Genomic DNA, 20,499 nt, shown 5'->3' on the forward strand with positions numbered 1-20,499 from the left:
TTAACCCCGCATGGCATCTTGATTGTCTAGAAACCATTGATAGGTCTCTTTCACGCCTTGAGCCAGTGACACCCGTGCCCGCCAGCCCATTTTGTCCAACCGGGAGACATCCATCAACTTGCGCGGAGCGCCGTCTGGCTTGCTTGGATCGGTCGTGATGGCACCGGTGAACCCCGTCACATCCGCCACGATTTGCGCCAGCTCAAGGATAGAGATGTCGATGCCGCTGCCGACATTGATATGGCTTAGCATCGGATCGGTGTTGGCGGCGTAGTCCGCGCGCGGCAGATTCAGCGCAAACAAGGAGGCCTCGGCCATATCATCTACATGCAGAAATTCGCGGCGTGGCGTGCCGCTGCCCCAAATCATAACGGCCTCGGCCTTCGATTGGGCCGCCTCATGAAAGCGCCGGATTAGTGCGGGTAGGACGTGGCTGTTTTCGGGGTGAAAATTGTCACCGGGACCATAAAGGTTTGTCGGCATGACTGAGCGATAGTCGGTGCCGTGCTGGCGGTTGTAGCTTTCGCAAAGTTTTATGCCCGCTATTTTGGCAATGGCATATGGCTCGTTCGTGGGCTCCAGAACACCTGTTAACAATGCGTTTTCCGCCATGGGTTGGGGGGCTTCACGCGGATAAATGCAGCTTGATCCCAGCTGTAAAAGCCTTGTCACACCCGCCTCAAACGCTTGATGAATGACGTTACATTCGATCATCAGGTTCTCGTAGATGAACTGGGCGGGGTAGGTGTTGTTGGCATGAATACCCCCGACTTTGGCGGCGGCCAAAATGACGACATCAGGGCGCTTTGTTTGCATAAAGTCGCGCACGGCTGCTTGGTTGGTTAAGTCCAACTGAGCGCTGGTGCGGGTGATCAGGTCGGATGCACCCTGCGCCTGCAATTGGCGCATGATCGCCCCGCCCACCATCCCGCGATGGCCTGCAATATAGATGGATGTCATTTCTGGCGCGTCCTTTCGAGGGGGCTATTAGGTGTTTTCGACCGCTAGGCCCATGTCGTGCCCGTGGCTTTTTAACAGCGCAAACCGTTTTGCAGCGTGCAAATCCACCGCAACCATTTCATGGCACATCTCTTGGGTTGTGACTTCCGGCACCCAGCCCAATTTTTCTTTGGCCTTTGTAGGGTCGCCCAACAAGGTTTCGACCTCTGCGGGGCGAAAATAAGCGGGATCAATGCGAAGGATAACATCCCCGACGGTTAGGCCCGGCGCGTCATCGCCTGTGATAGATGCAACCACTGCAACCTCGTCCACGCCTGTGCCTTCAAACCGTAGGGTTAGGCCCAATTGTTCAGCCGACCAGATGATAAACTGGCGCACGGAATATTGCTTGCCAGTCGCAATAACAAAATCATCGGGCGCGTCTTGTTGCAGCATCATCCACTGCATCCGCACGTAGTCTTTGGCGTGGCCCCAGTCGCGCAGGGCGTCGATGTTGCCCATATACAAACAACTTTCCAGCCCTTGGGAAATATTGGCCAAACCACGGGTGATTTTACGGGTCACGAAAGTCTCGCCACGGCGCGGGCTCTCGTGGTTAAACAAAATGCCGTTGCAGGCATACATGCCGTAGGCCTCGCGGTAGTTTACTGTGATCCAATAGGCGTACATTTTGGCCACGGCATAGGGGCTGCGCGGGTGGAATGGGGTTGTTTCTTTCTGAGGAGTTTCTTGCACTAGGCCATAAAGCTCGGACGTGGATGCCTGATAGAACCGTGTCTTTTTCTCCAGCCCAAGAAACCGGATTGCTTCGAGCAACCGCAGAGTGCCCATTGCGTCAACGTCGGCGGTGTATTCGGGGGATTCAAAGCTCACGGCCACATGGGATTGCGCGCCTAGATTGTATACCTCATCTGGCTGCACCTCAGAGATGATACGCGTCAGGTTCGAGCTGTCCGTTAGATCGCCATAGTGCAACCTAAAGCGCGCATTATCAATGTGCGGATCTTGGTAAATGTGATCAACGCGCTGGGTATTGAACGACGACGCCCGACGCTTGATGCCATGCACCTCATAGCCCTTATCGAGCAAAAATTCGGCCAGATAGGAGCCGTCTTGTCCGGTGACGCCGGTAATAAGCGCTTTTTTCATGATGTTAGCCTCGATGCATATTGTTGCATTGGATTTTGGCATGCGGGGCAGCCAGAATCTAGCGGCTTGAGAGAGTTTTTGAGTGGAAGCTCTATGGGATAGCTACTTAGGTTTGCGTGCTTTGCCTTAGATCGCCAAAGAATGCCGATTTGAAGCCGTCTGATACATGTCCAAATCCATTGCCAACAACCGCGACAAGGCGGGCTCTGACAAGATCAGCCCATTTGGCCCCATCGTCGTGACGTCTGAGTAACGCAGGTGCAGGTCGTGACAGATGGCTTGAATGTGACTTTCTTGAGCATTTGTATTTTTTGCAACCTGCGCAAAATTAACTGCGAAGCGGCACATAAGGTCTTCGATCAGGTGCGAGCGCAGTTTGTCGTCGTCACTGAGGGCGTGCCCTCGTGTGGTTGCTAATGTCCCGTTTGAAATGGCGGTGGCATATTCCCCAGTGCCGGGGGCGTTTTGAGCGTACCCGCCCGGAAACCGCGAGATGGAGGACGCGCCTACACCGATCAGAACTTCCGCTTGGTCATCAGTGTAGCCTTGGAAGTTGCGCCTCAGTGTTCCGTTGAGAGACGCGTTAAGCAAGCCATCCCCGGCCCGCGCAAAGTGGTCGATACCCACTGCATCATAACCTGCGGCTCCGAACAATTGGGATGCCATATGGAATAATCCGTAGCGTGTTGGTCCGTCCGGCAAGTGGTCTTCGGGGATCAGGACTTGGCGCTTGGCAGCCCATGGGACATGGGCGTAGCCATATAACGCTAAACGGTCCGGCCCGAGGTCAAGCGTTTTGGCGACGGTATCGCTCAGGCTGTCTGCCGTTTGAAAGGGTAAGCCGTACAAGATATCGAGGTTTAAGTTTTTCGCACCGGCGTCGCGCAAAGCGTCGGCGGCCCATTTTGTTTCCTCAAAACTTTGAATGCGGCCAATTGCGGATTGCACATGTGGGTCAAAGTCCTGAATGCCGAGGCTGGCGCGCGTTAACCCTGCCTCACTTAAAGCGGCAATTTTGTTGGCGTCTACTAGCGTCGGATCCACTTCTACAGAGAATTCGGACCCCTCTGACAGCGGGAAGTAGCGATCAATTTCTTCGGCTAATTCCGTGATCATTGCTGGGGGTAAAATTGTCGGCGTGCCACCACCCCAATGTAGGCGGCTCAGTTTGACACCTGCGGGAAGGCCACTGGCAATCATCGCCAGCTCAGACTTCAACATGTCCAAATAGCCGCGCAAAGGCGCGTCGGTTTGCGTGCCTTGAGTTCGGCAAGCGCAAAACCAACACAACCGGCGGCAGAAAGGAATGTGTATGTATAGAGACACTTTTGCGCCATCTGGCACTTGCTCCAACCACCCGGCCATAGCTTGTGGCCCTACGGTTTTATTGAAGTGTGGTGCGGTGGGATAGCTCGTGTAGCGGGGGGCACGAGAGGTAAACAAGCCATAGCGGCGAAGTGTTTCATGTTGTGTCATGCAACTTTCATTGCGTCATCACCGGGGGTAAAACCTTGATCCGGATCAATTTCTGGATCATTAGGGGGCATGAGCCAGATCGACCTAGCCCCAAAAAGCTGTTCCAGCTGCCCTATTCGTGCCCGCGCTATCTGTTCGCGATGCACCGATAACGAGTTGGTAGAACTTGAGAAAATAAAATACTACAAGACATACCCCGCAGGTAGTTCGGTGTTACTTATGGGGGACCCGATGACTTTTGTGGCGTCAGTCGTTGTTGGCGTAGCATCCTTGTCGCGCTCGATGATGGATGGGCGTATGCAAATGGTCGGGTTGTTGTTGCCGTCCGACTTTATTGGGCGACCGGGGCGCGATACCGTCTCCTTTGACGTAACTGCCGTGTCGGACTTAACGCTGTGCCATTTTCACAAGAAGCCGTTTGAAGTCATTACACATGCGACACCTCATGTGCAGGAACGCTTGGTCGAGATCGCTTTGGATGAACTGGATGCGGCTCGGGAATGGATGTTGCTTTTGGGCCGTAAGACAGCCCGTGAAAAGATTGCGAGCTTCTTGGTTATTTGTGCCCGCCGTTTAGGTCGCAAAAATGACGATATATTACAAATGGACTTGCCGCTGACCCGAGATGCAATGTCGGATTACCTTGGGCTGACCATCGAGACCGTGAGTCGGCAAATGGCTGCGCTGAAGCGGGATGGGGTGCTGTCACTTGAGGGGACACGTAAAGTTACAATTCCAGACCTAAGCCGCCTTCTTGACGAGGCTGGTGACGACAGCGATGGGCTGACTTTGGCATAGAGCCAATTCAAACATTGTTAATAGCATCTTAGGCCGCAACTGCGACGCTCCGACATCTTTGAATTTAGCGGTAGTAGGGCTATGGGGTAAGTGTCGGCAAGCAGCGGGCGTGTTTTTTTCAAATGATTTGCTTTCGCAGAAGATCTTTTGACTTAAATCAAGGTCCAAACGGGACCTTTTAGGCATTCCCTGCTTCATCGGCATGGGGAATTCCCTTTTTAGGCGGCCAAGATAGAACGGAACGGGTGAGAAATGCTCAATTATATCAAACTAATACTGCTGGGGGGCGTCACTCTTTTTGCTGCTCTTGCGGCCAACTGGGCGCAGGACTTGGCTTACCAAGTGCACGCGATTTTGATCATGGTGATCGGATTCGGGATGTTTGTCTGGGTCCTCAGACGCACAGATGAGCCGGTTTCCGCTGTCGCGGCTTCGGCTGGCTACATGGACGGACCGGTGCGCTACGGCATCGTCGCGACGGCCTTTTGGGGCGTTACCGGCTTTCTGGTTGGTACATTTATTGCGTTTCAACTGGCATTTCCGGTCCTAAACTTTGAGTGGGCACAACCTTTCGGCAACTTTGGTCGCCTTCGTCCGCTTCACACCTCTGCCGTGATTTTCGCGTTTGGTGGCAACGGGTTGATCGCAACCTCGTTCTACATCGTACAACGCACGAGTGCACAACGTCTTTGGGGCGGCAACCTCGCTTGGTTTGTGTTCTGGGGCTATAATCTGTTCATCGTTCTGGCCGCGACCGGGTATCTGATGGGGGCCACTCAATCTAAAGAGTACGCCGAACCCGAATGGTACATCGACATTTGGTTAACGATTGTGTGGGTCGCTTATTTAGTGGTCTTCATGGGGACTATCCTGACCCGTAAAGAGCGCCATATCTACGTGGCCAACTGGTTCTTCTTGTCGTTTATCGTGACCGTCGCGATGCTGCATTTGGTTAACAATCTGTCCATTCCAGTTTCTATCTGGGGCTCTAAGTCGGTGCAGGTCTTCGCGGGCGTGCAAGACGCCATGACGCAGTGGTGGTACGGCCACAACGCTGTGGGCTTCTTCCTGACCGCGGGCTTCCTTGGCATGATGTACTACTTCGTGCCGAAACAAGCGGGCCGTCCGGTTTACTCCTACAAACTGTCGATCATCCACTTTTGGGCGCTGATCTTCCTTTATATCTGGGCCGGTCCGCACCACCTGCACTATACCGCGCTGCCTGACTGGGCGACGACGTTGGGTATGGTATTCTCGATCGTGCTTTGGATGCCCAGCTGGGGCGGTATGATCAACGGTCTGATGACGCTGCAAGGCGCGTGGGACAAGTTGCGTACCGATCCGATCATCCGCTTGATGGTGGCCTCGCTCGCCTTCTACGGCATGTCCACCTTTGAGGGTCCGATGATGTCGATCCGGGCGGTGAACTCGCTGTCGCACTACACTGACTGGACCATTGGTCACGTACACTCAGGTGCGCTTGGTTGGAACGGTATGATCACCTTTGCGGCGATTTACTTCCTGACACCAAAACTCTGGGGCCGTGAGAAAATGTATTCCATGTCGGCGATCAATACGCACTTTTGGTTGGCAACAATCGGTATCGTTCTCTACGCATCCTCGATGTGGGTGACGGGTATCATGGAAGGCCTGATGTGGCGTGAGGTGGATAGCCAAGGCTTCTTGGTGAACAGCTTCGCTGATACCGTGTCTGCCAAGTTCCCAATGTATGTGGTTCGTGGTCTGGGCGGGGTATTGTACCTCTCTGGCGGCCTGATCATGGTTTGGAACATGTGGATGACAATCCGTGGCCCGAAAGAGGCCACCAACATGCAGCCTGCGGAATAAGGAGTCGGATGAATGACATCTGAGAAAAAAGAACCAAAGAAACGCCGCAGCTTTGTTGAGCGCCACGGTGTGATCGAGCGCAACGGTACTTTGTTGCTGGTCGGCTCTTTGCTCGTGGTCTCGATCGGCGGTATCGTCGAAATTGCGCCGCTTTTCTATCTGGAAAACACCATCGAGGATGTAGAGGGTATGCGCCCCTATTCCCCGCTGGAGCTGACAGGCCGTGACATCTATGTGCGTGAGGGGTGCTACACCTGTCACTCACAGATGATCCGCCCGATGCGTGACGAGGTGGAGCGTTATGGCCACTACTCGCTGGCTGCGGAAAGCATGTATGACCACCCATTCCAATGGGGCTCCAAGCGGACCGGGCCGGATTTGGCCCGTGTTGGTGCGCGCTACTCGGATGAGTGGCATGTGGACCACCTTAATGATCCTCAATCCGTTGTGCCTGAATCGATCATGCCTAAGTATTCGTTCTTGTCGAACGTCATGTTGGAAGGTGAACAGATCCAAGCCAACATGAAGGTCAATCGTTTCGTGGGTGTTCCATACACCGACGAGATGATCGAAACTGCGCAATCAGATTTCATGGCGCAGTCTGATCCTGAAGGTGACTGGGATGATCTTCTTCTACGCTACCCCAAGGCACAAACTCGTAACTTTGACGGCAAACCCGGAGTGTCTGAGATGGACGCTCTGGTGGCATACTTGCAGATGCTTGGCACTTTGGTGGACTTCTCCACCTTTACGCCAGACGCATCGCGCTAGGGGAGGGATGTAATGGATACCTATTCTTGGATGCGCCTCTTGGCCGACAGCTGGGTGCTGCTCGCCATGACTGCGTTCTTCTTTGGTACTATTTTCTGGGCCTTCCGCCCGGGGTCGCGCGCGATGCACGACGAGATTAGCCAAACTCCATTTCGCAACGAAGATCGCCCTGCGACCGACGATCACAATGCAGATTTTTCGAAAGGCCAAGACAATGGATGAGCCAAGATTTGACGAGGTTACAAAAACCTATACCACCGGCCATTCCTATGACGGCATCGAGGAGTTGAACACTCCGTTGCCACGCTGGTGGCTGTGGACACTTTACCTGTGCATAGTTTGGGCTGTGGTCTATTCGATCGCTTATCCGGCTTGGCCAATGTTGTCCTCAGCAACGCCTGGCTTCTTAGGCTACTCTACACGTGGTGAAGTTGCAGAAGAAATTGCGCGTGTGGAAGCGGCCAATGCCGATTTGAACGCAGAGCTGGCAGCGGTGGACTTGACTACCCTCAAGGATAACCCACCGTTGCAGCAATTTGCAGCGGCGTCTGGGGCGTCTGTCTTTGCGAACAATTGTTCACAATGCCACGGCTCTGGTGCGGCTGGTGCGGTTGGCTACCCCAACTTGCTGGACGATGACTGGCTTTGGGGCGGCGATATCGAAGCAATCGCTTTGACCGTCCGGCACGGCATTCGCAACGAGCAGGACGAAGACGCCCGCTATTCTGAGATGCCCGCTTTTGGCGAGCTATTGGAAGACGGTGAAATCCCTGCACTGGTGTCTTATGTGCAGTCGCTGTCGGGTCTTGATCACGACGCAGGTTTGATCGAGCAGGGAACAGAGCTGTTCGCGGACAATTGCTCCTCTTGCCATGCAGAAGACGCTACTGGTGACCGCGAGCAAGGCGCGCCGAATTTGACCGATGCGGTTTGGCTTTATGGCAGCTCGACCGGGGTGCTGACGGAGACCATCACCAACGCGCGTTTCGGCGTTATGCCACCTTGGACACCGCGTCTGTCTGACGCGCAGATCAATGCGGTTGCAGCCTATGTGCACCAACGGGGCGGCGGCGAATAGCTTTCGTTTCTTTAGTATTCACACGCGGCTTGGGGAGGAGCCCAGAAGCCACGCGTGATCCCCGCCCCAGCTCCTGTTCGCGCATTCGTTGGGGCGGGCTTTGAGATTAGGAACGCCCGCACGGAGAGATCCGTGTGGGCGTTTGTTTGTCGGCATTTGATTAGGTTGCTAGGATTAGCGCCGTGTTTCAGGCCGGTGTTGACGTTCTTACAAGGGTGTAAGATTTTTGCTCAAGCTTCTCAACGTCGGCCCAAAAAGCGGGTCAACTAAGCTACCATTACTGGTGTGCTGTTGGAAGAATATGGCGGCCAATCGGCAGGTCTAGACCCTAAGCCTTCGGCTCGTCATCATCATCGAACAGGATACGTGTCGCATCGCCTTCAATGTCGTCATATTGGTTGTGGCGAACGGTCCAAAGAAAGCCCGCGATGCCCATCCCACCAAGGATCAAAGACACGGGAATCAAAAACAGAAGTACATTCATACCCGCACCCTTAGGGCATTTAAAATCACTAAGATAGATGAACTGGACATTGCCAGCGCTGCCATGAGAGGGCTGGCAAGCCCGGCAAGAGCCAACGGAATAGCCACCAAATTGTAACAAATAGCGATGCCAAAATTCTCACGTATACGTGCGCGTGCACGGCGTGATACTTTTAAAGCATCCTGCACTGGCGCCAATGACTGCCCCAATAAGACAATGTCTGATGTTGCGCGGGTCGCATCGATGCCAGAAGCTGGTGAGATCGACACAAATGCCTGTGCCATGGCCCCCATATCATTCAGGCCATCCCCCACCATCAAGACATGTTTCCCATCGCTTTGCATCGCGGCAAGCCGGTCAATTTTGTCAGCGGGTAGCATGTCCCCATGGGATGCCTCCAACTTCAACCGCCGGCCAAGGGCCTCAGCGGCGTAAGTCGTATCGCCAGACAGTAATTCCACGCTCAAGCCTTGCGCTTGCAAGCTCTCGACAAGCTCGGCAGCGCCGGGTCGCAAGCTCTCCTCGATACGCAAAATATGCTCCGGCCCATCGCCCCGTTGGAACACCGTGCCGCCATTGGGCGTGCGAGATTTCCCCAGCCGGACAGTGCCTGTGCCATCTATCGCATGAACCCCGGTGCCAGCCACCTCGTGGATGTCAGTCAACTCTAGCGCATTGGTCTCCATGCCCGCCAAAGCCTTTGTCAGCAAACGTGACACCGGATGATCCGAGGCGCGACTAAGCGCCAATACGGCGCTGCGATCCTTAGGCGGCAGGCTATGCAAGTCGTCTAAAATTGGTGTGCCGTTGGTGAGCGTTCCTGTCTTGTCGAACACAACCGCATCGACCTCGGCCAAGCGCTCTAATGCGGTGGCGGACTTAATGAGCAAACCTTTGCGAAACAAGCTGCCAGAGGCGGCAGTGGTGACTGCGGGGACTGCTAGGCCAAGGGCGCAGGGGCAGGTGATAATCAACACAGAAATAGCAATGTTGAGGGCATAGCGTGCGTCGCCAGTGGCAATGAGCCACCCTGCAAAAGCAAGGGCGGCCAGCCCGTGCACTAATGGCGCATAAAGCCGTGCGGCACGGTCTGCCAAAGGGGTGTAATGAGAACGACCACTTTCAGCCACGGCTACCATTTCAGCCATGCGCCGCAGGGTCGTGTCTTGGCCCACAGCGGTGGCGCGTACCACAAGCGGGTTGGTCAAGTTGACCTCTCCGGACACCACGGGGCTGCCAATATCGGCGGCCACGGGCAGGCTTTCTCCGGTAAGCAACGAGCGGTCAAGTTGACTGCGGCCCGTCTCGATCACCCCGTCCACGGGGATACGGCCACCAGCTGGAACCTGAACCAAGTCACCAACGACAATTTCGGCGGCTTTCACCCGGACGGGTTGGCCATCGCGAATACATGTAACTGATGGAACCTCAAGCGCGGCTAATTCCTGCGCTGCCGAGCGTGCTGCGGCCCGCGTGCGATGATCTAAATAGCGGCCAATCAAAAGGAAAAATGTCAGCGATAAGGCCGCGTCAAAATATGCATGCTGGCCCCCCACCATGGTCTCGTAAAGTGACAACCCACTGGCCAGCAGAACCGCCAGTGAGATGGGAACTTCCATGTTAACACGCCCGACCCGCAACACAGAAAGTGCAGACACAAAGAATGGGCGTGCTGCAAAAGCAACGGCGGGCAGGGCAATGAAGGCAGATATCCAGTGGAACAGTTGGCGGGTCGCATCGGTTGCGCCAGCCCAAACAGCCACGGACAAGATCATGACGTTCATCATGGCAAACCCGGCCACTGCCAATCGCAACAGCAAGGCACGTCCAGCGGCATCGCCTTCATCACCCCTCAGGGTGTCAGCGTCCAACGGCAAAGCTTCGAACCCCAAGTCTAACAGCGCGTTGATTAGGGAAACTTCATCCACGTCACCGCGTGTTTGCACAGTCACTCGCTTGAGGCTGAGATTTACCCGCGCGTCTAGAACTTCGGGTAACTTTGACAAGCCACGCTCAACGCCCGCGACACATGAGGCGCAGTGTATTCCCGGTAAGGATAAGGATGTCGTGCCTCCCGCAGAGGCCGAGGGGGTGCTGCCAGCCTGATCCACCGCGAGCGGAGCGCCCGCGCATCCGGGGCAGCTCATCATGCTCATTTTCTAACCACGAAAGGTACGCGTTGTTCGAATTTCGTACCATCTTTGGCAATCGCTTTCAGGCGCAAGTTCCAGTTGCCCTTGTCTAGCTCCATCGCAGCAACATGGGCTGTGCCATCGAACCGAAATGGAGGCGTTTGATCGTCCTCGATATGGGTTGCGCGGCCAAGTGTGGCGTCGATCAAGGCGGGGTCCACAGGTCCATTCGCATCAGAAATTTCAAGCCGCAGAGTGCTGTTCTCATATCCAGCCCTCACGTCCCACCCCAGAGCCAGTTGAGCTTTGCGTCTTTTGTCAAAGCTTTGACTGGCCACATAGGAGTTCTTCACCTCAAGCCCGGGAAACGTGCGAATAGCTTGAAAGGCCATGGTCAGGTTCACTGCAATCACAATGCCAAACCCGATGACAAATATTGCAAGGACGTGGCCCCCTTTAATTTCGCGTGTCATCGGCCTGCGTCCTTCCCGTTGAATACGGAATTCGTATGAGCCCGCTCGCCGGAAATCAAGTCTTCCACCCAAAAGCGCAATTCAGTTCGGCTTGCGACAGATCCGGGGTCGCCCGCACGCGCTGTCACATAAACACGTTGCAGCTTGGTTTCGTTGGCTGGAACGATAACGTTAACCAACTCTGTCCCTTCCAAACCAATACGCAAAACCTCGTCAGAGGTCAGCGACATGTGAAATTCCCGATCATCGCCGTGCTTATTGCGCAAGCGCACATCATAGGCATTCCGAATGGAGCCGTCTGACATGGTGACAAAGGTTGGGTTGCGGATTGGCGATACAGTCATGTCGATATCTGGCCGAATAAACAGCGCGAAAACAAGGCCGAAGCCAATGGTCGACCACAAGAATGTATAAATCATAGTCCGAGGATGCATGATGTGCTTCCAAACGGGCTTGGCTTTGCCACCTGCACGCTCGATAGGCTCATCGGACAAGGCAAGGTAGTCAATCAGTCCACGTTCTTTGCCGATTTTGGTCATGATATCGTCGCAGGCATCAATACATAGAGCGCAGGTAATACACTCCATTTGTTGCCCGTCACGGATGTCGATACCCATCGGGCAGACGTTCACGCAGGCCATGCAATCAATACAATCACCAGTGGTTCCGTCATGTTTCTTGCCTCGCGGTTCCCCACGCCACTCCCGGTAACCCACTGTAATTGTGTCTTCATCCATCATCGCGCCTTGGATCCGAGGCCAAGGACACATATAGATGCAAACCTGTTCGCGCATGAAGCCGCCGAATATAAATGTGGTCGCGGCCAGTACCGCGATCGTGCCGTAAGCAACCGCGTGACCGTTCAGCGTCGCAAGCTCCACAGCCAACTCAGGCGCGTCGGTAAAGTAGAACACCCACGCCCCGCCGGTGGCGATTGAAATCAACAACCAAACCAGCCATTTTGTGAGCCTCAGCCGCCACTTGTGCATATCCCACTTGGATTTCCACAGGCGGACGCGGGCGTTTCTATCGCCCTCAATCCATCGCTCCACCAGAATGAAAAGGTCCGTCCAAACTGTTTGCGGGCAGGTGTATCCGCACCAAACCCGCCCAAGCGCGGAGGTGAAGAGGAACAACCCAAGCCCCGCCATGATCAAAAGGCCCGCGACGAAATAAAATTCGTGAGGCCAAATCTCGATCCAGAAGAAATAGAACCGTCGCCCAGAGAGATCAATCAGTACGGCTTGATCGGGTAGGTTTGGCCCCCGGTCCCAACGAATCCAAGGTGTTAAGTAATAAATTCCCAGCGTTGCCGCCATGATCCACCACTTAAAGGTACGGAAAAACCCGGATACTTTGCGCGGAAAGATTGGTTCTTGCGCGGCATAAAGGTTCTGTGGATTTTCTGGTGTACTCATAATAGATTCGTCCGAATTTATTGCATCTGCTCGAAGTGTGTTTGTGACAACCTACCACGGAAATATCCTTGACCCAGATCAAGCAGTGTCGCAGTTCCAAAAACCCAAAGTAGAGAGCCAATCTATTGGGCAGGTCGAACGTAACAACCTTATGTTAACAAAGGGAAACCGTAGATTTCAATGCCCCTGAATAAATGCTCTCTTTTTATCCACTATGCATATGGCAGATTGACACACCCATTCAAAGTGAGTGCCAAAGACAGATAAACACCTGTGCTGGCTTGCCTGCCGCACCCGTGGTATAAATTTCAACCAGATGAGGGAGATACACGGTCCCTCAAGAAACAAGGCTTGGCTCTCAATACCCGCCCAAGCGCTGCTCGCAGCCGGAACACGAAAGCACTTATGCACCTATGACACGGGATTACTCTCAATTCATGCCAGCATCCGGCACAGGCGACACGGAGAAATCCGACATGTCCCCCTTATTGGCGCTTGGGTGGCAGCCCTATTTTGCGCAGCAAATTAGCATTGAGCAAATGCACGAGACGCCACCATTACGTGTCACTGAAATCCACCGAAACGGCCTACAAGCTCGTGGTGATGGGATCGACATGCATATCCCACACGGGCCTGACGCCACGGTCGGGGACTGGCTGTTGCTTAACACCGAGTTGCCGTCTTCGAGTGTGGTGTTGGAGCGGAAAAGCCTGATCAAGCGCCGCGCGCCGGGGAAAACACTTGGAGTGCAGTTGATCGCGGCTAATCTGGATACGGCCTTTATTGTGTCATCTTGCAATAATGACTTCAACGTGGCGCGGCTGGAACGCTACATTGCACTGGCATTCGAGGCCGATGTCTCACCTGTCATCCTATTAACCAAACTTGATTTATGTGATGCTCCGGAACCCTATGTGTCGGATGCCGAGGCAATCTCGTCCTCCGTGCCCGTTATCACTCTGGACGCCCGCGCAGAGGAGCCCGCGCAAAAGCTGGCGCCGTGGTGTAAGGCCGGTCAGACGGTGGCTTTTTTAGGCACATCAGGCGTGGGGAAGTCGACGCTGACCAATGCGCTAGCAGAAAATACGGATATTGAGACGCGGGCCATTCGTGAAGATGATGCCAGAGGGCGGCATACGACAACACGGCGGCAACTGTATTTTCTAAAATCCGGTTGTGCTGTGCTCGACACTCCGGGGATGAGGGAATTGCAGCTGACGGACTCGGCCGCCGGGGTGGCAGAGACTTTCGCTGATCTTGAAGAGTTGTCTCATCGCTGCAAGTTCAATGATTGCATGCATACTGTTGAGCCGGGTTGTGCAGTATTGGTTGCCTTAGAAGCAGGGGTGATTGGCGCCGACCGGCTTGCCCGTTGGCAAAAACTAGTAGCCGAGGATTTACATAATTCAGCGACTTTAGCGGACCGAAAGTTGAAAGATAAAAAGCTGGGAAAATTGATCCGCAACGTCAAGAAGTTCAATAAAAAGTAGCTTACGCGCGCAAATAGTATCTTTCGTTAGCACTACATGAGCAACCTGTTGTTGTTCCTGAAATGAGACGCCCCTTTGGGCGGCGTTGTTTGACGGCTGTCATCGTTAGCGATAACAACATGGAAAAGGCTGGGGAGAATAAAGCAATGTCGAAATCTGAAATTGGTCTGATTGGGCTTGGCACCATGGGGGCAATGTTGTCCCTGAATATTGCCGAAAAAGGGTTTGCGATATCGGTCTTCAATCGGACCACCGCACGCACAGGCGAATTTCATGATGAAGCTGGGGAGCTGGCTGAAAAGATAACTCCTTGCGCGACGTTGCAAGAGCTTGTCGCGTCGATTGCAGAGCCGCGTGCTATTATCTTGATGGTGCCGGCGGGGGCAGCTGTGGATGAGCAAATAGCGGCTCTTCGCCCGTTGCTCGCGAAGGATGACCTCATTATCGACGCGGGTAATGCTAACTTTCGCGATACTGAGACGCGTGCGGCGCAGTCTGAGGCTGACGGGGTGCCATTCCTTGGTATTGGCGTCTCTGGCGGGGAAGAAGGCGCGCGTTTCGGCCCCTCTATTATGGGTGGCGGTCGCAAGAAAGCTTGGGATCAGGTGGCCCATATCCTGACTGCGATATCGGCAGATTACGAGGGCACAGATTGCGCAACTTGGATGGGGCAGGGCGGTGCTGGCCACTTTGTAAAGGCCGTGCACAATGGCATTGAATATGCCGACATGCAGATGATTGCCGAAGTGTACGGGATCATGCGTGACGGACAAGGGGCCTCGGCCACAGAGTGCGCGGCGGCGTTCGAGGCGTGGAACAAGGGCCCGCTTCAGTCCTACCTGATCGAGATTTCCGGCAAGGTCTCTGCGGCCACCGATGATGCAACCGGCAATGCGGTTCTTGATATTATTCTTGATAAGGCAGGGCAAAAAGGCACGGGCCGCTGGACCGTGATTGAAGCTCAGCACTTGGGCGCGCCGATTCCTGTGATCGAGGCCGCTGTGGCGGCTCGCAACTTATCCGCAATCAAACCCGAGCGTGTGCGCGGCGAGGCCACTTTTGGCGCAGCTCCGGTGGTTTTGCCGGAGGGGGCGCTGACTTTGGCAGACCTAGAGAATGCGCTTATTGCGGGTAAAATCATGTGCTACGCGCAAGGCTTCCATCTGCTCAATGCGGCAAGTGCAGAGTTTAAATGGGACTTGCCGATGCCCGAGATTGCGCGCGTTTGGCGTGAAGGCTGCATCATCCGCTCGACGATGCTGAATGACATGGCGGACGCGTTGACGACGGCCCCACAAGACAACCTGATGTTCGCGCCGTTCTTCGCCAAGATGATTGAAGATAGCACACCCGCATTGCGCAAGGTTGTTGCAACAGCCATCAGCCATGGGCTGCAAGTCCCGGCATTGGCGGCAGGGTTGAACTACTTTGATGCGATGCGCACGGGGCGCTCGACCGCCAATATGATTCAAGCGCAGCGTGATTTCTTTGGGGCGCATAGCTTTGAGCGTGTGGATCAAGATGGTGCGCATCACGGGCCATGGGGGGCCTAACGGGCCAGCTTTTTCACCTCGCCATGGCGGGGGCAGGTCACGAGATGATCGTTGACCAACCCGCAGGCTTGGGCAAAAGCATATACAATCGTTGGCCCGCAAAACCGGAAGCCTTCTTTTTTCAGGTCTTTTGAAATTTGGGTGCTGAGGGGGGTAAAACCGGGCACTTCTGCCAGTGTTTTGAACTCGTTTTGCAAGGGCTTCCCGTCAAAATACTTCCATAGAAAGGTGTCAAACCCTTCGCGTTGTTCTATCTTTTGCCATGCGCGGGCATTGCCAATGGTTGCATTGATTTTGCCGCGATGGCGCACGATGCCTGCGTTTAGCAACAGCCGCTCTACGTCTGCATCTCCCCAGCCCGCAATGATGTTGGGGTCAAACCCCTCAAAGGCTTCGCGGAAGGATTCGCGCTTTTTTAGGATCGTAATCCAGCTCAGCCCCGCTTGAAAGCCATCGAGAATCAGCTTCTCCCAGAGCGTACGGCTATCGTACTCGGGGACGCCCCACTCGGTATCGTGATAGTCTACATAGATTGCTTCGCTTCCACACCATCCGCAACGGTTTTCCATATTTATTCCTTGTTTTCAGCTGGTTGAGCATTTGAATTACATTCTAAAACATTTGGAACAAAATTGGAACATTAACTCGTATTTAAGGAGGAAAGCCTTAGGAGTGTGGGGTGAGAAGCTGGAGCCATTTCAACGATGTCATTTGACCCACTAAATGAGGGAAGTCCGCTGTCTGCGGCGATTGCACAACGCGATGCTAGCGTCTTGGAAATGGTGCGCAGTGCACTTCGAAAAAAGGACGTTCTGCTGGCATATCAACCGGTGGTGAACGGCGCTGATACAGGGCGTGTTGCGTTCTACGAGGGGCTTATTCGTGTTCTGGATGAAACAGGTCGGATCATTCCAGCTAAGGAATTTATCGAAACGATTGAGGCGCGGGATGAAGGGCGCATGATTGATTGCTTGGCCGTTGAATTGGGGCTGCAAAGCCTTGCCCAAGAGCCGCGGCTGCGTCTGTCTATCAATATGTCTCCCCGCTCCATTGGGCACCCTGCATGGGAAACCGCGCTGGAAAGGGGCTTGCTCCAAGACCCAACTATTGGCGAGCGGCTGATTATTGAAATCACCGAATCTTCAGCGTTGCTTATGCCGGATATGGTTACAGATTTCATGGCGCGAATGCAGCGGCGCGGCATTTCGTTCGCTTTGGATGACTTCGGGGCCGGATATACAGCATTCAGACACTTCAAAGATTTTTATTTTGATCTGGTGAAAATCGACACCAGCTTTACGCGTCACATAGATACTGACACCGATAACCAAGTGTTGATGCAGGCGTTGGTCTCTATCGCCCAGCAGTTCGATATGTTCACGGTAGCCGAAGGGGTTGAGCGTCCGGAAGAGGCTCAATACCTTGCGCAAATGGGCATTGATTGCATGCAGGGGTATTACTTCGGGGTGCCTTCGGTCTCGAAGCCGTGGTTGGCGCATCCAGAACAATTTGGAACCATCAAGGCAGGCTGATTTTTCGACTTAGGTCGAACCTTCATGCGCCAATGGCTTGTGTCTTGGTGCAATGTGAGACACCGTGTCCCTTTGTATACCCTACGTAAGCCAGTTAGAGGCTTTGCTATAATTCGGTCGGTGATGCCCTGTGTCGTAAGGATATGACACGCGCCGGCCCCACGAAAGGACACACCATGACCAACGTCGTAATCGCTTCTGCTGCCCGTACCGCTGTCGGCAGCTTCCTCGGCTCTTTTGCCAACACACCCGCCCATGAGTTGGGCGCTTCCGTAATCGAAGCCGTTGTTGAACGTGCTGGGATTGAAAAAGGTGAAGTTTCCGAGACCATTTTGGGCCAGGTGCTCACCGCTGGCCAAGGTCAAAATCCGGCGCGTCAGGCGCATATCAATGCAGGCTTGCCTCAGGAAAGTTCTGCGTGGGGCATTAACCAAGTGTGCGGCTCTGGCCTGCGCGCGGTCGCTTTGGGCGCACAGCATATTATGCTTGGGGATGCTTCCATCGTTGTTGCTGGCGGGCAGGAGAATATGTCCATGAGCCCCCATGTCGCGAACATGCGCCAAGGGCAAAAAATGGGCGACATGAAGTATATTGACTGCATGATCCGCGATGGGCTTTGGGATGCATTCAACGGATACCACATGGGCCAAACGGCTGAGAATGTAGCCAGCCAATGGGAAATTAGCCGCGAAATGCAAGATGAGTTTGCTGTCGCTTCGCAAAACAAAGCTGAAGCTGCGCAGAAGGCGGGTAAATTCGCAGATGAGATTGCGGCCTTCACGATTAAGACCCGCAAAGGCGATATCATCGTAGATCAAGATGAGTATATCCGCCACGGAGCGACGATGGCAGCCATGGCCAAGTTGCGCCCGGCGTTTGCGAAGGACGGATCGGTGACAGCAGCAAACGCATCTGGGTTGAACGACGGGGCGGCTGCGACCTTGCTGATGAGCGCTGACGATGCAGAAAAGCGGGGCCTTCAACCATTGGCCCGTATCGCGAGCTATGCGACTGCCGGTTTAGACCCGTCGATTATGGGCGTCGGGCCAATTTATGCGTCCCGCAAGGCATTGGATAAAGCCGGGTGGAGCGCATCTGATTTGGATTTGATTGAGGCGAACGAAGCTTTCGCTGCCCAAGCCTGTGCCGTGAACAAAGAAATGGGTTGGGACCCAGCCATTGTGAACGTCAATGGTGGGGCGATTGCGATCGGTCACCCGATTGGTGCCTCCGGGTGTCGTGTTTTGAATACTTTGTTGTTTGAGATGCAACGCCGCGACGCGAAAAAAGGTTTGGCGACGCTGTGCATCGGCGGCGGTATGGGTGTTGCGGTCTGCGTTGAGCGCGACTGATCTTGCAAATAGGGTTGCGCATGAAAGTTGCGCAACCTATACCATTTTAGACAGAAAATTACTTTACTAATTCAGGAGGAATCATCATGTCCCGTGTTGCACTTGTAACTGGCGGCTCGCGCGGTATCGGCGCTGCTATTGCTAAGGCTCTGAAAGCCGAAGGCTGCGATGTCGCAGCCACCTATGCTGGCAATGACGAGAAAGCCGCCGCCTTCACCGCCGAAACCGGCATCAAGACATATAAATGGGACGTTGCTGACTATGAGGCTTGCGTTGCAGGTATTGCACAAGTCGAAGCAGACCTCGGCCCAGTTGAGATTTTGGTGAACAATGCAGGCATCACCCGCGATGCCCCGTTCCATAAAATGTCACCACAACAATGGTCCGAGGTGATGAACACCAACCTGTCTGGCGTGTTCAATATGACCCATCCTATTTGGCCCGGTATGCGTGAGCGCAAATTTGGGCGGGTTATCACTATCAGCTCGATTAATGGTCAAAAAGGGCAGTTCGCCCAAGTTAACTACGCAGCCGCCAAAGCTGGTGATATTGGCTTTACCAAGGCGCTGGCACAAGAAGGTGCGCGCGCTGGCATTACGGTAAATGTCATTTGCCCCGGCTACATTAACACCGAAATGATGAGCACGATCCCGGAAAAAGTGATGAACGATGTCATCTTGCCGCAAATCCCGGTGGGGCGTTTGGGCGAGCCGGAAGAGATCGCACGCGCTGTTGTGTTCTTGGCGTCTGATGATGCCGGATTTATCACCGGATCGACCGTGTCTGCGAATGGCGGCCAGTATCTGGCCTAAGCCAATGGCTTTTTAAGTATACTTGGGCCGATGCAGAAATGTGTCGGCCTTTTTCTATACCCCCAGCCTTGTCCGGGGTGAAAAAACGGGCACCGTCCTTTGAGTATGATCTATTTTGGTGCCCCAATATGAACCCTTTAGTTGCGACGTCTATCGGGTTTGGCGCTGTCTTACTTTGGGCGCTACTTGCGTTGTTTACGATAGGCTCGTCGCCGATTCCCCCATTTCAACTCAATGCGATGACCTTTGCTATCGGAGGGGGGATTGGTCTGATCGTTGCCATCCGTAAAGGTCGTGTTTCCCAAATTTTGAAACAAACCACACCTCAGATCTGGATATTGGGGGTTGCGGGGCTGTTTGGCTACCATGCGCTATATTTTTCGGCACTGCGGATGGCTCCGGCGGCTGAGGCCGGGCTTATTGCGTACTTATGGCCGTTGCTGATTGTGCTGTTTTCCGGCTTGTTGCCCGGAGAAGCCCTCAAACCACTGCATGTCCTAGGCGGGTTTGTTTCATTCGCTGGGGCCGCGTTGATCGTCGTTCGTGGCGGTGATGGGTTTCAATGGGCGCATGCTATAGGCTATGGCTTAGCGCTGTTATGCGCTGTGATATGGGCGGGGTATTCCGTTCTCTCGCGGCGAAATAGTGCCGTCCCGACAGAAATTGTGACCTTCTTCTGCCTCGCCACTGCTGCGCTTTCAGTCGTGGCGCATGTTTTGTTTGAGCAAACAGTAATTCCGTCAGATACGGTTTCGTGGGTGGCGGTCGTGGGGCTTGGTCTTGGGCCGGTTGGGCTTGCGTTTTATCTTTGGGATGTGGGTGTGAAACATGGCGATATCCAACTCTTAGGCACCGCGTCCTATGCAGCCCCGTTGTTATCTACCGTAGTTTTAATTCTAGCTGGATACGCCCAAGCATCGCTGACCTTGCTGTTGGCAGCAGGTTTAATCACTGTTGGCGCTGGGTTGGCGGCGCTTGGGTCGCGAAAGGTCTAGTTCGCGTATTTGGAAATTTCTTCCTTTAGCCGCAGTTTTTGTTTTTTTAGCTCCACAATGGACAGGTCATCTGTACTTGGGCTGCGCTGTGCTTCTTCCACGCGCTGGGACAATACCTCGTGTTTGCGCTGCAGCTCCGTTAGGTGAGAACTGATCGTCATGGGCATACCTCCTATAT

The 20,499-nt window shown here is 54.2% G+C and carries 20 protein-coding genes; 11 read left to right on the forward strand and 9 right to left on the reverse strand.

The window, feature by feature from the left end:
- The 3 genes from fcl to hemN form a co-directional block, all read right to left on the reverse strand.
- Entirely contained in the window at window positions 1-960 is a 960-nt protein-coding gene (fcl, locus tag AC3Y7R_RS00145) for a GDP-L-fucose synthase (RefSeq protein ID WP_490039971.1), read from the reverse strand.
- 27 nt (window positions 961-987) lie between these two features.
- On the reverse strand, window positions 988-2,109 hold the full coding sequence (gene gmd / locus AC3Y7R_RS00150; RefSeq protein ID WP_490039972.1) for a GDP-mannose 4,6-dehydratase: 1,122 nt from the start codon (window positions 2,107-2,109) through the stop codon (window positions 988-990).
- Window positions 2,110-2,235: 126 nt separating this feature from the next.
- Entirely contained in the window at window positions 2,236-3,585 is a 1,350-nt protein-coding gene (gene hemN, locus AC3Y7R_RS00155) for an oxygen-independent coproporphyrinogen III oxidase (protein ID WP_490039973.1), read from the reverse strand.
- Between the two features lie 69 nt (window positions 3,586-3,654).
- Between hemN and fnrL the strand changes: the two genes are divergently transcribed.
- From fnrL to ccoP, 5 genes are all read left to right on the forward strand, one after another.
- A complete protein-coding gene (fnrL, locus tag AC3Y7R_RS00160) occupies window positions 3,655-4,383 on the forward strand; it encodes a transcriptional regulator FnrL (protein WP_490039974.1) in 729 nt (242 codons plus the stop codon).
- 252 nt (window positions 4,384-4,635) lie between these two features.
- The gene (gene ccoN / locus AC3Y7R_RS00165; RefSeq protein ID WP_490039975.1) at window positions 4,636-6,231 is read left to right on the forward strand and encodes a cytochrome-c oxidase, cbb3-type subunit I; all 1,596 of its coding nucleotides are present in this window, start codon (window positions 4,636-4,638) and stop codon (window positions 6,229-6,231) included.
- Window positions 6,232-6,243: 12 nt separating this feature from the next.
- Window positions 6,244-7,002 (forward strand): cytochrome-c oxidase, cbb3-type subunit II, encoded by a 759-nt coding sequence (gene ccoO, locus AC3Y7R_RS00170; protein WP_490039976.1) that lies wholly within the window; start codon window positions 6,244-6,246, stop codon window positions 7,000-7,002.
- 12 nt (window positions 7,003-7,014) lie between these two features.
- Window positions 7,015-7,224, forward strand: a complete 210-nt coding sequence (locus AC3Y7R_RS00175; protein ID WP_490039977.1) for a cbb3-type cytochrome c oxidase subunit 3 — start codon at window positions 7,015-7,017, stop codon at window positions 7,222-7,224.
- Window positions 7,217-8,080 (forward strand): cytochrome-c oxidase, cbb3-type subunit III, encoded by an 864-nt coding sequence (gene ccoP, locus AC3Y7R_RS00180; RefSeq protein ID WP_490039978.1) that lies wholly within the window; start codon window positions 7,217-7,219, stop codon window positions 8,078-8,080. Before AC3Y7R_RS00175 ends, ccoP begins: the two co-directional genes overlap by 8 nt.
- Window positions 8,081-8,408: 328 nt before the next feature.
- Here ccoP and ccoS read toward each other — a convergent pair whose 3' ends face one another.
- From ccoS to ccoG, 4 genes are read right to left on the reverse strand one after another with little or no spacing between them, the layout of a single operon-like run.
- Entirely contained in the window at window positions 8,409-8,564 is a 156-nt protein-coding gene (ccoS, locus tag AC3Y7R_RS00185) for a cbb3-type cytochrome oxidase assembly protein CcoS (protein ID WP_490039979.1), read from the reverse strand.
- Window positions 8,561-10,720 carry a heavy metal translocating P-type ATPase gene (locus tag AC3Y7R_RS00190; protein WP_490039980.1) on the reverse strand — a complete coding sequence of 720 codons (2,160 nt, stop codon included), beginning with the start codon at window positions 10,718-10,720 and terminating at the stop codon, window positions 8,561-8,563. The genes ccoS and AC3Y7R_RS00190 overlap by 4 nt, the downstream gene beginning before the upstream one ends.
- Complete coding sequence (locus tag AC3Y7R_RS00195) at window positions 10,717-11,169, reverse strand: FixH family protein (protein ID WP_490039981.1); 453 nt, start codon at window positions 11,167-11,169, stop codon at window positions 10,717-10,719. The genes AC3Y7R_RS00190 and AC3Y7R_RS00195 overlap by 4 nt, the downstream gene beginning before the upstream one ends.
- The gene (gene ccoG, locus AC3Y7R_RS00200; protein WP_490039982.1) at window positions 11,166-12,587 is read right to left on the reverse strand and encodes a cytochrome c oxidase accessory protein CcoG; all 1,422 of its coding nucleotides are present in this window, start codon (window positions 12,585-12,587) and stop codon (window positions 11,166-11,168) included. The genes AC3Y7R_RS00195 and ccoG overlap by 4 nt, the downstream gene beginning before the upstream one ends.
- A 413-nt stretch (window positions 12,588-13,000) precedes the next feature.
- Here ccoG and rsgA point away from each other — a divergent pair, with 413 nt between their 5' ends.
- Both rsgA and gndA read left to right on the forward strand, forming a co-directional pair.
- Entirely contained in the window at window positions 13,001-14,077 is a 1,077-nt protein-coding gene (rsgA, locus tag AC3Y7R_RS00205) for a ribosome small subunit-dependent GTPase A (protein WP_490039983.1), read from the forward strand.
- Between the two features lie 146 nt (window positions 14,078-14,223).
- Complete coding sequence (gene gndA / locus AC3Y7R_RS00210; protein WP_490040062.1) at window positions 14,224-15,630, forward strand: NADP-dependent phosphogluconate dehydrogenase; 1,407 nt, start codon at window positions 14,224-14,226, stop codon at window positions 15,628-15,630.
- Here the strand turns inward: gndA and AC3Y7R_RS00215 are convergent.
- Entirely contained in the window at window positions 15,627-16,199 is a 573-nt protein-coding gene (locus AC3Y7R_RS00215; protein ID WP_490039984.1) for a DNA-3-methyladenine glycosylase I, read from the reverse strand. The two genes, gndA and AC3Y7R_RS00215, sit on opposite strands and share 4 nt — an antisense overlap.
- 135 nt (window positions 16,200-16,334) lie before the next feature.
- Between AC3Y7R_RS00215 and AC3Y7R_RS00220 the strand changes: the two genes are divergently transcribed.
- The 4 genes from AC3Y7R_RS00220 to yddG all read left to right on the forward strand — a co-directional run bounded on the left by AC3Y7R_RS00220 (window position 16,335) and on the right by yddG (window position 20,321).
- Complete coding sequence (locus AC3Y7R_RS00220; protein ID WP_490039985.1) at window positions 16,335-17,162, forward strand: EAL domain-containing protein; 828 nt, start codon at window positions 16,335-16,337, stop codon at window positions 17,160-17,162.
- A gap of 176 nt (window positions 17,163-17,338) precedes the next feature.
- Complete coding sequence (locus tag AC3Y7R_RS00225; RefSeq protein WP_490039986.1) at window positions 17,339-18,514, forward strand: acetyl-CoA C-acetyltransferase; 1,176 nt, start codon at window positions 17,339-17,341, stop codon at window positions 18,512-18,514.
- 86 nt (window positions 18,515-18,600) lie between these two features.
- Entirely contained in the window at window positions 18,601-19,326 is a 726-nt protein-coding gene (gene phbB / locus AC3Y7R_RS00230; RefSeq protein ID WP_490039987.1) for an acetoacetyl-CoA reductase, read from the forward strand.
- A 128-nt stretch (window positions 19,327-19,454) separates the two neighbouring features.
- A complete protein-coding gene (gene yddG / locus AC3Y7R_RS00235) occupies window positions 19,455-20,321 on the forward strand; it encodes an aromatic amino acid exporter YddG (protein ID WP_490039988.1) in 867 nt (288 codons plus the stop codon).
- Here yddG and AC3Y7R_RS00240 read toward each other — a convergent pair.
- Window positions 20,318-20,482, reverse strand: a complete 165-nt coding sequence (locus tag AC3Y7R_RS00240) for a YdcH family protein (RefSeq protein WP_490039989.1) — start codon at window positions 20,480-20,482, stop codon at window positions 20,318-20,320. The genes yddG and AC3Y7R_RS00240 overlap by 4 nt on opposite strands.
- Between the last annotated feature and the right edge of the window lie 17 nt (window positions 20,483-20,499).

Source organism: Litoreibacter sp., from assembly GCF_058136045.1.

Bases quoted from the DNA above. Each gene is read 5' to 3' on its own strand.
- fcl (WP_490039971.1), bottom strand. From the start codon at position 960: ATGACATCCATCTATATTGCAGGCCATCGCGGGATGGTGGGCGGGGCG.
- gmd (WP_490039972.1), bottom strand. From the start codon at position 2,109: ATGAAAAAAGCGCTTATTACCGGCGTCACCGGACAAGACGGCTCCTAT.
- hemN (WP_490039973.1), bottom strand. From the start codon at position 3,585: ATGACACAACATGAAACACTTCGCCGCTATGGCTTGTTTACCTCTCGT.
- fnrL (WP_490039974.1), top strand. From the start codon at position 3,655: ATGAGCCAGATCGACCTAGCCCCAAAAAGCTGTTCCAGCTGCCCTATT.
- ccoN (WP_490039975.1), top strand. From the start codon at position 4,636: ATGCTCAATTATATCAAACTAATACTGCTGGGGGGCGTCACTCTTTTT.
- ccoO (WP_490039976.1), top strand. From the start codon at position 6,244: ATGACATCTGAGAAAAAAGAACCAAAGAAACGCCGCAGCTTTGTTGAG.
- AC3Y7R_RS00175 (WP_490039977.1), top strand. From the start codon at position 7,015: ATGGATACCTATTCTTGGATGCGCCTCTTGGCCGACAGCTGGGTGCTG.
- ccoP (WP_490039978.1), top strand. From the start codon at position 7,217: ATGGATGAGCCAAGATTTGACGAGGTTACAAAAACCTATACCACCGGC.
- ccoS (WP_490039979.1), bottom strand. From the start codon at position 8,564: ATGAATGTACTTCTGTTTTTGATTCCCGTGTCTTTGATCCTTGGTGGG.
- AC3Y7R_RS00190 (WP_490039980.1), bottom strand. From the start codon at position 10,720: ATGAGCATGATGAGCTGCCCCGGATGCGCGGGCGCTCCGCTCGCGGTG.
- AC3Y7R_RS00195 (WP_490039981.1), bottom strand. From the start codon at position 11,169: ATGACACGCGAAATTAAAGGGGGCCACGTCCTTGCAATATTTGTCATC.
- ccoG (WP_490039982.1), bottom strand. From the start codon at position 12,587: ATGAGTACACCAGAAAATCCACAGAACCTTTATGCCGCGCAAGAACCA.
- rsgA (WP_490039983.1), top strand. From the start codon at position 13,001: ATGACACGGGATTACTCTCAATTCATGCCAGCATCCGGCACAGGCGAC.
- gndA (WP_490040062.1), top strand. From the start codon at position 14,224: ATGTCGAAATCTGAAATTGGTCTGATTGGGCTTGGCACCATGGGGGCA.
- AC3Y7R_RS00215 (WP_490039984.1), bottom strand. From the start codon at position 16,199: ATGGAAAACCGTTGCGGATGGTGTGGAAGCGAAGCAATCTATGTAGAC.
- AC3Y7R_RS00220 (WP_490039985.1), top strand. From the start codon at position 16,335: ATGTCATTTGACCCACTAAATGAGGGAAGTCCGCTGTCTGCGGCGATT.
- AC3Y7R_RS00225 (WP_490039986.1), top strand. From the start codon at position 17,339: ATGACCAACGTCGTAATCGCTTCTGCTGCCCGTACCGCTGTCGGCAGC.
- phbB (WP_490039987.1), top strand. From the start codon at position 18,601: ATGTCCCGTGTTGCACTTGTAACTGGCGGCTCGCGCGGTATCGGCGCT.
- yddG (WP_490039988.1), top strand. From the start codon at position 19,455: ATGAACCCTTTAGTTGCGACGTCTATCGGGTTTGGCGCTGTCTTACTT.
- AC3Y7R_RS00240 (WP_490039989.1), bottom strand. From the start codon at position 20,482: ATGACGATCAGTTCTCACCTAACGGAGCTGCAGCGCAAACACGAGGTA.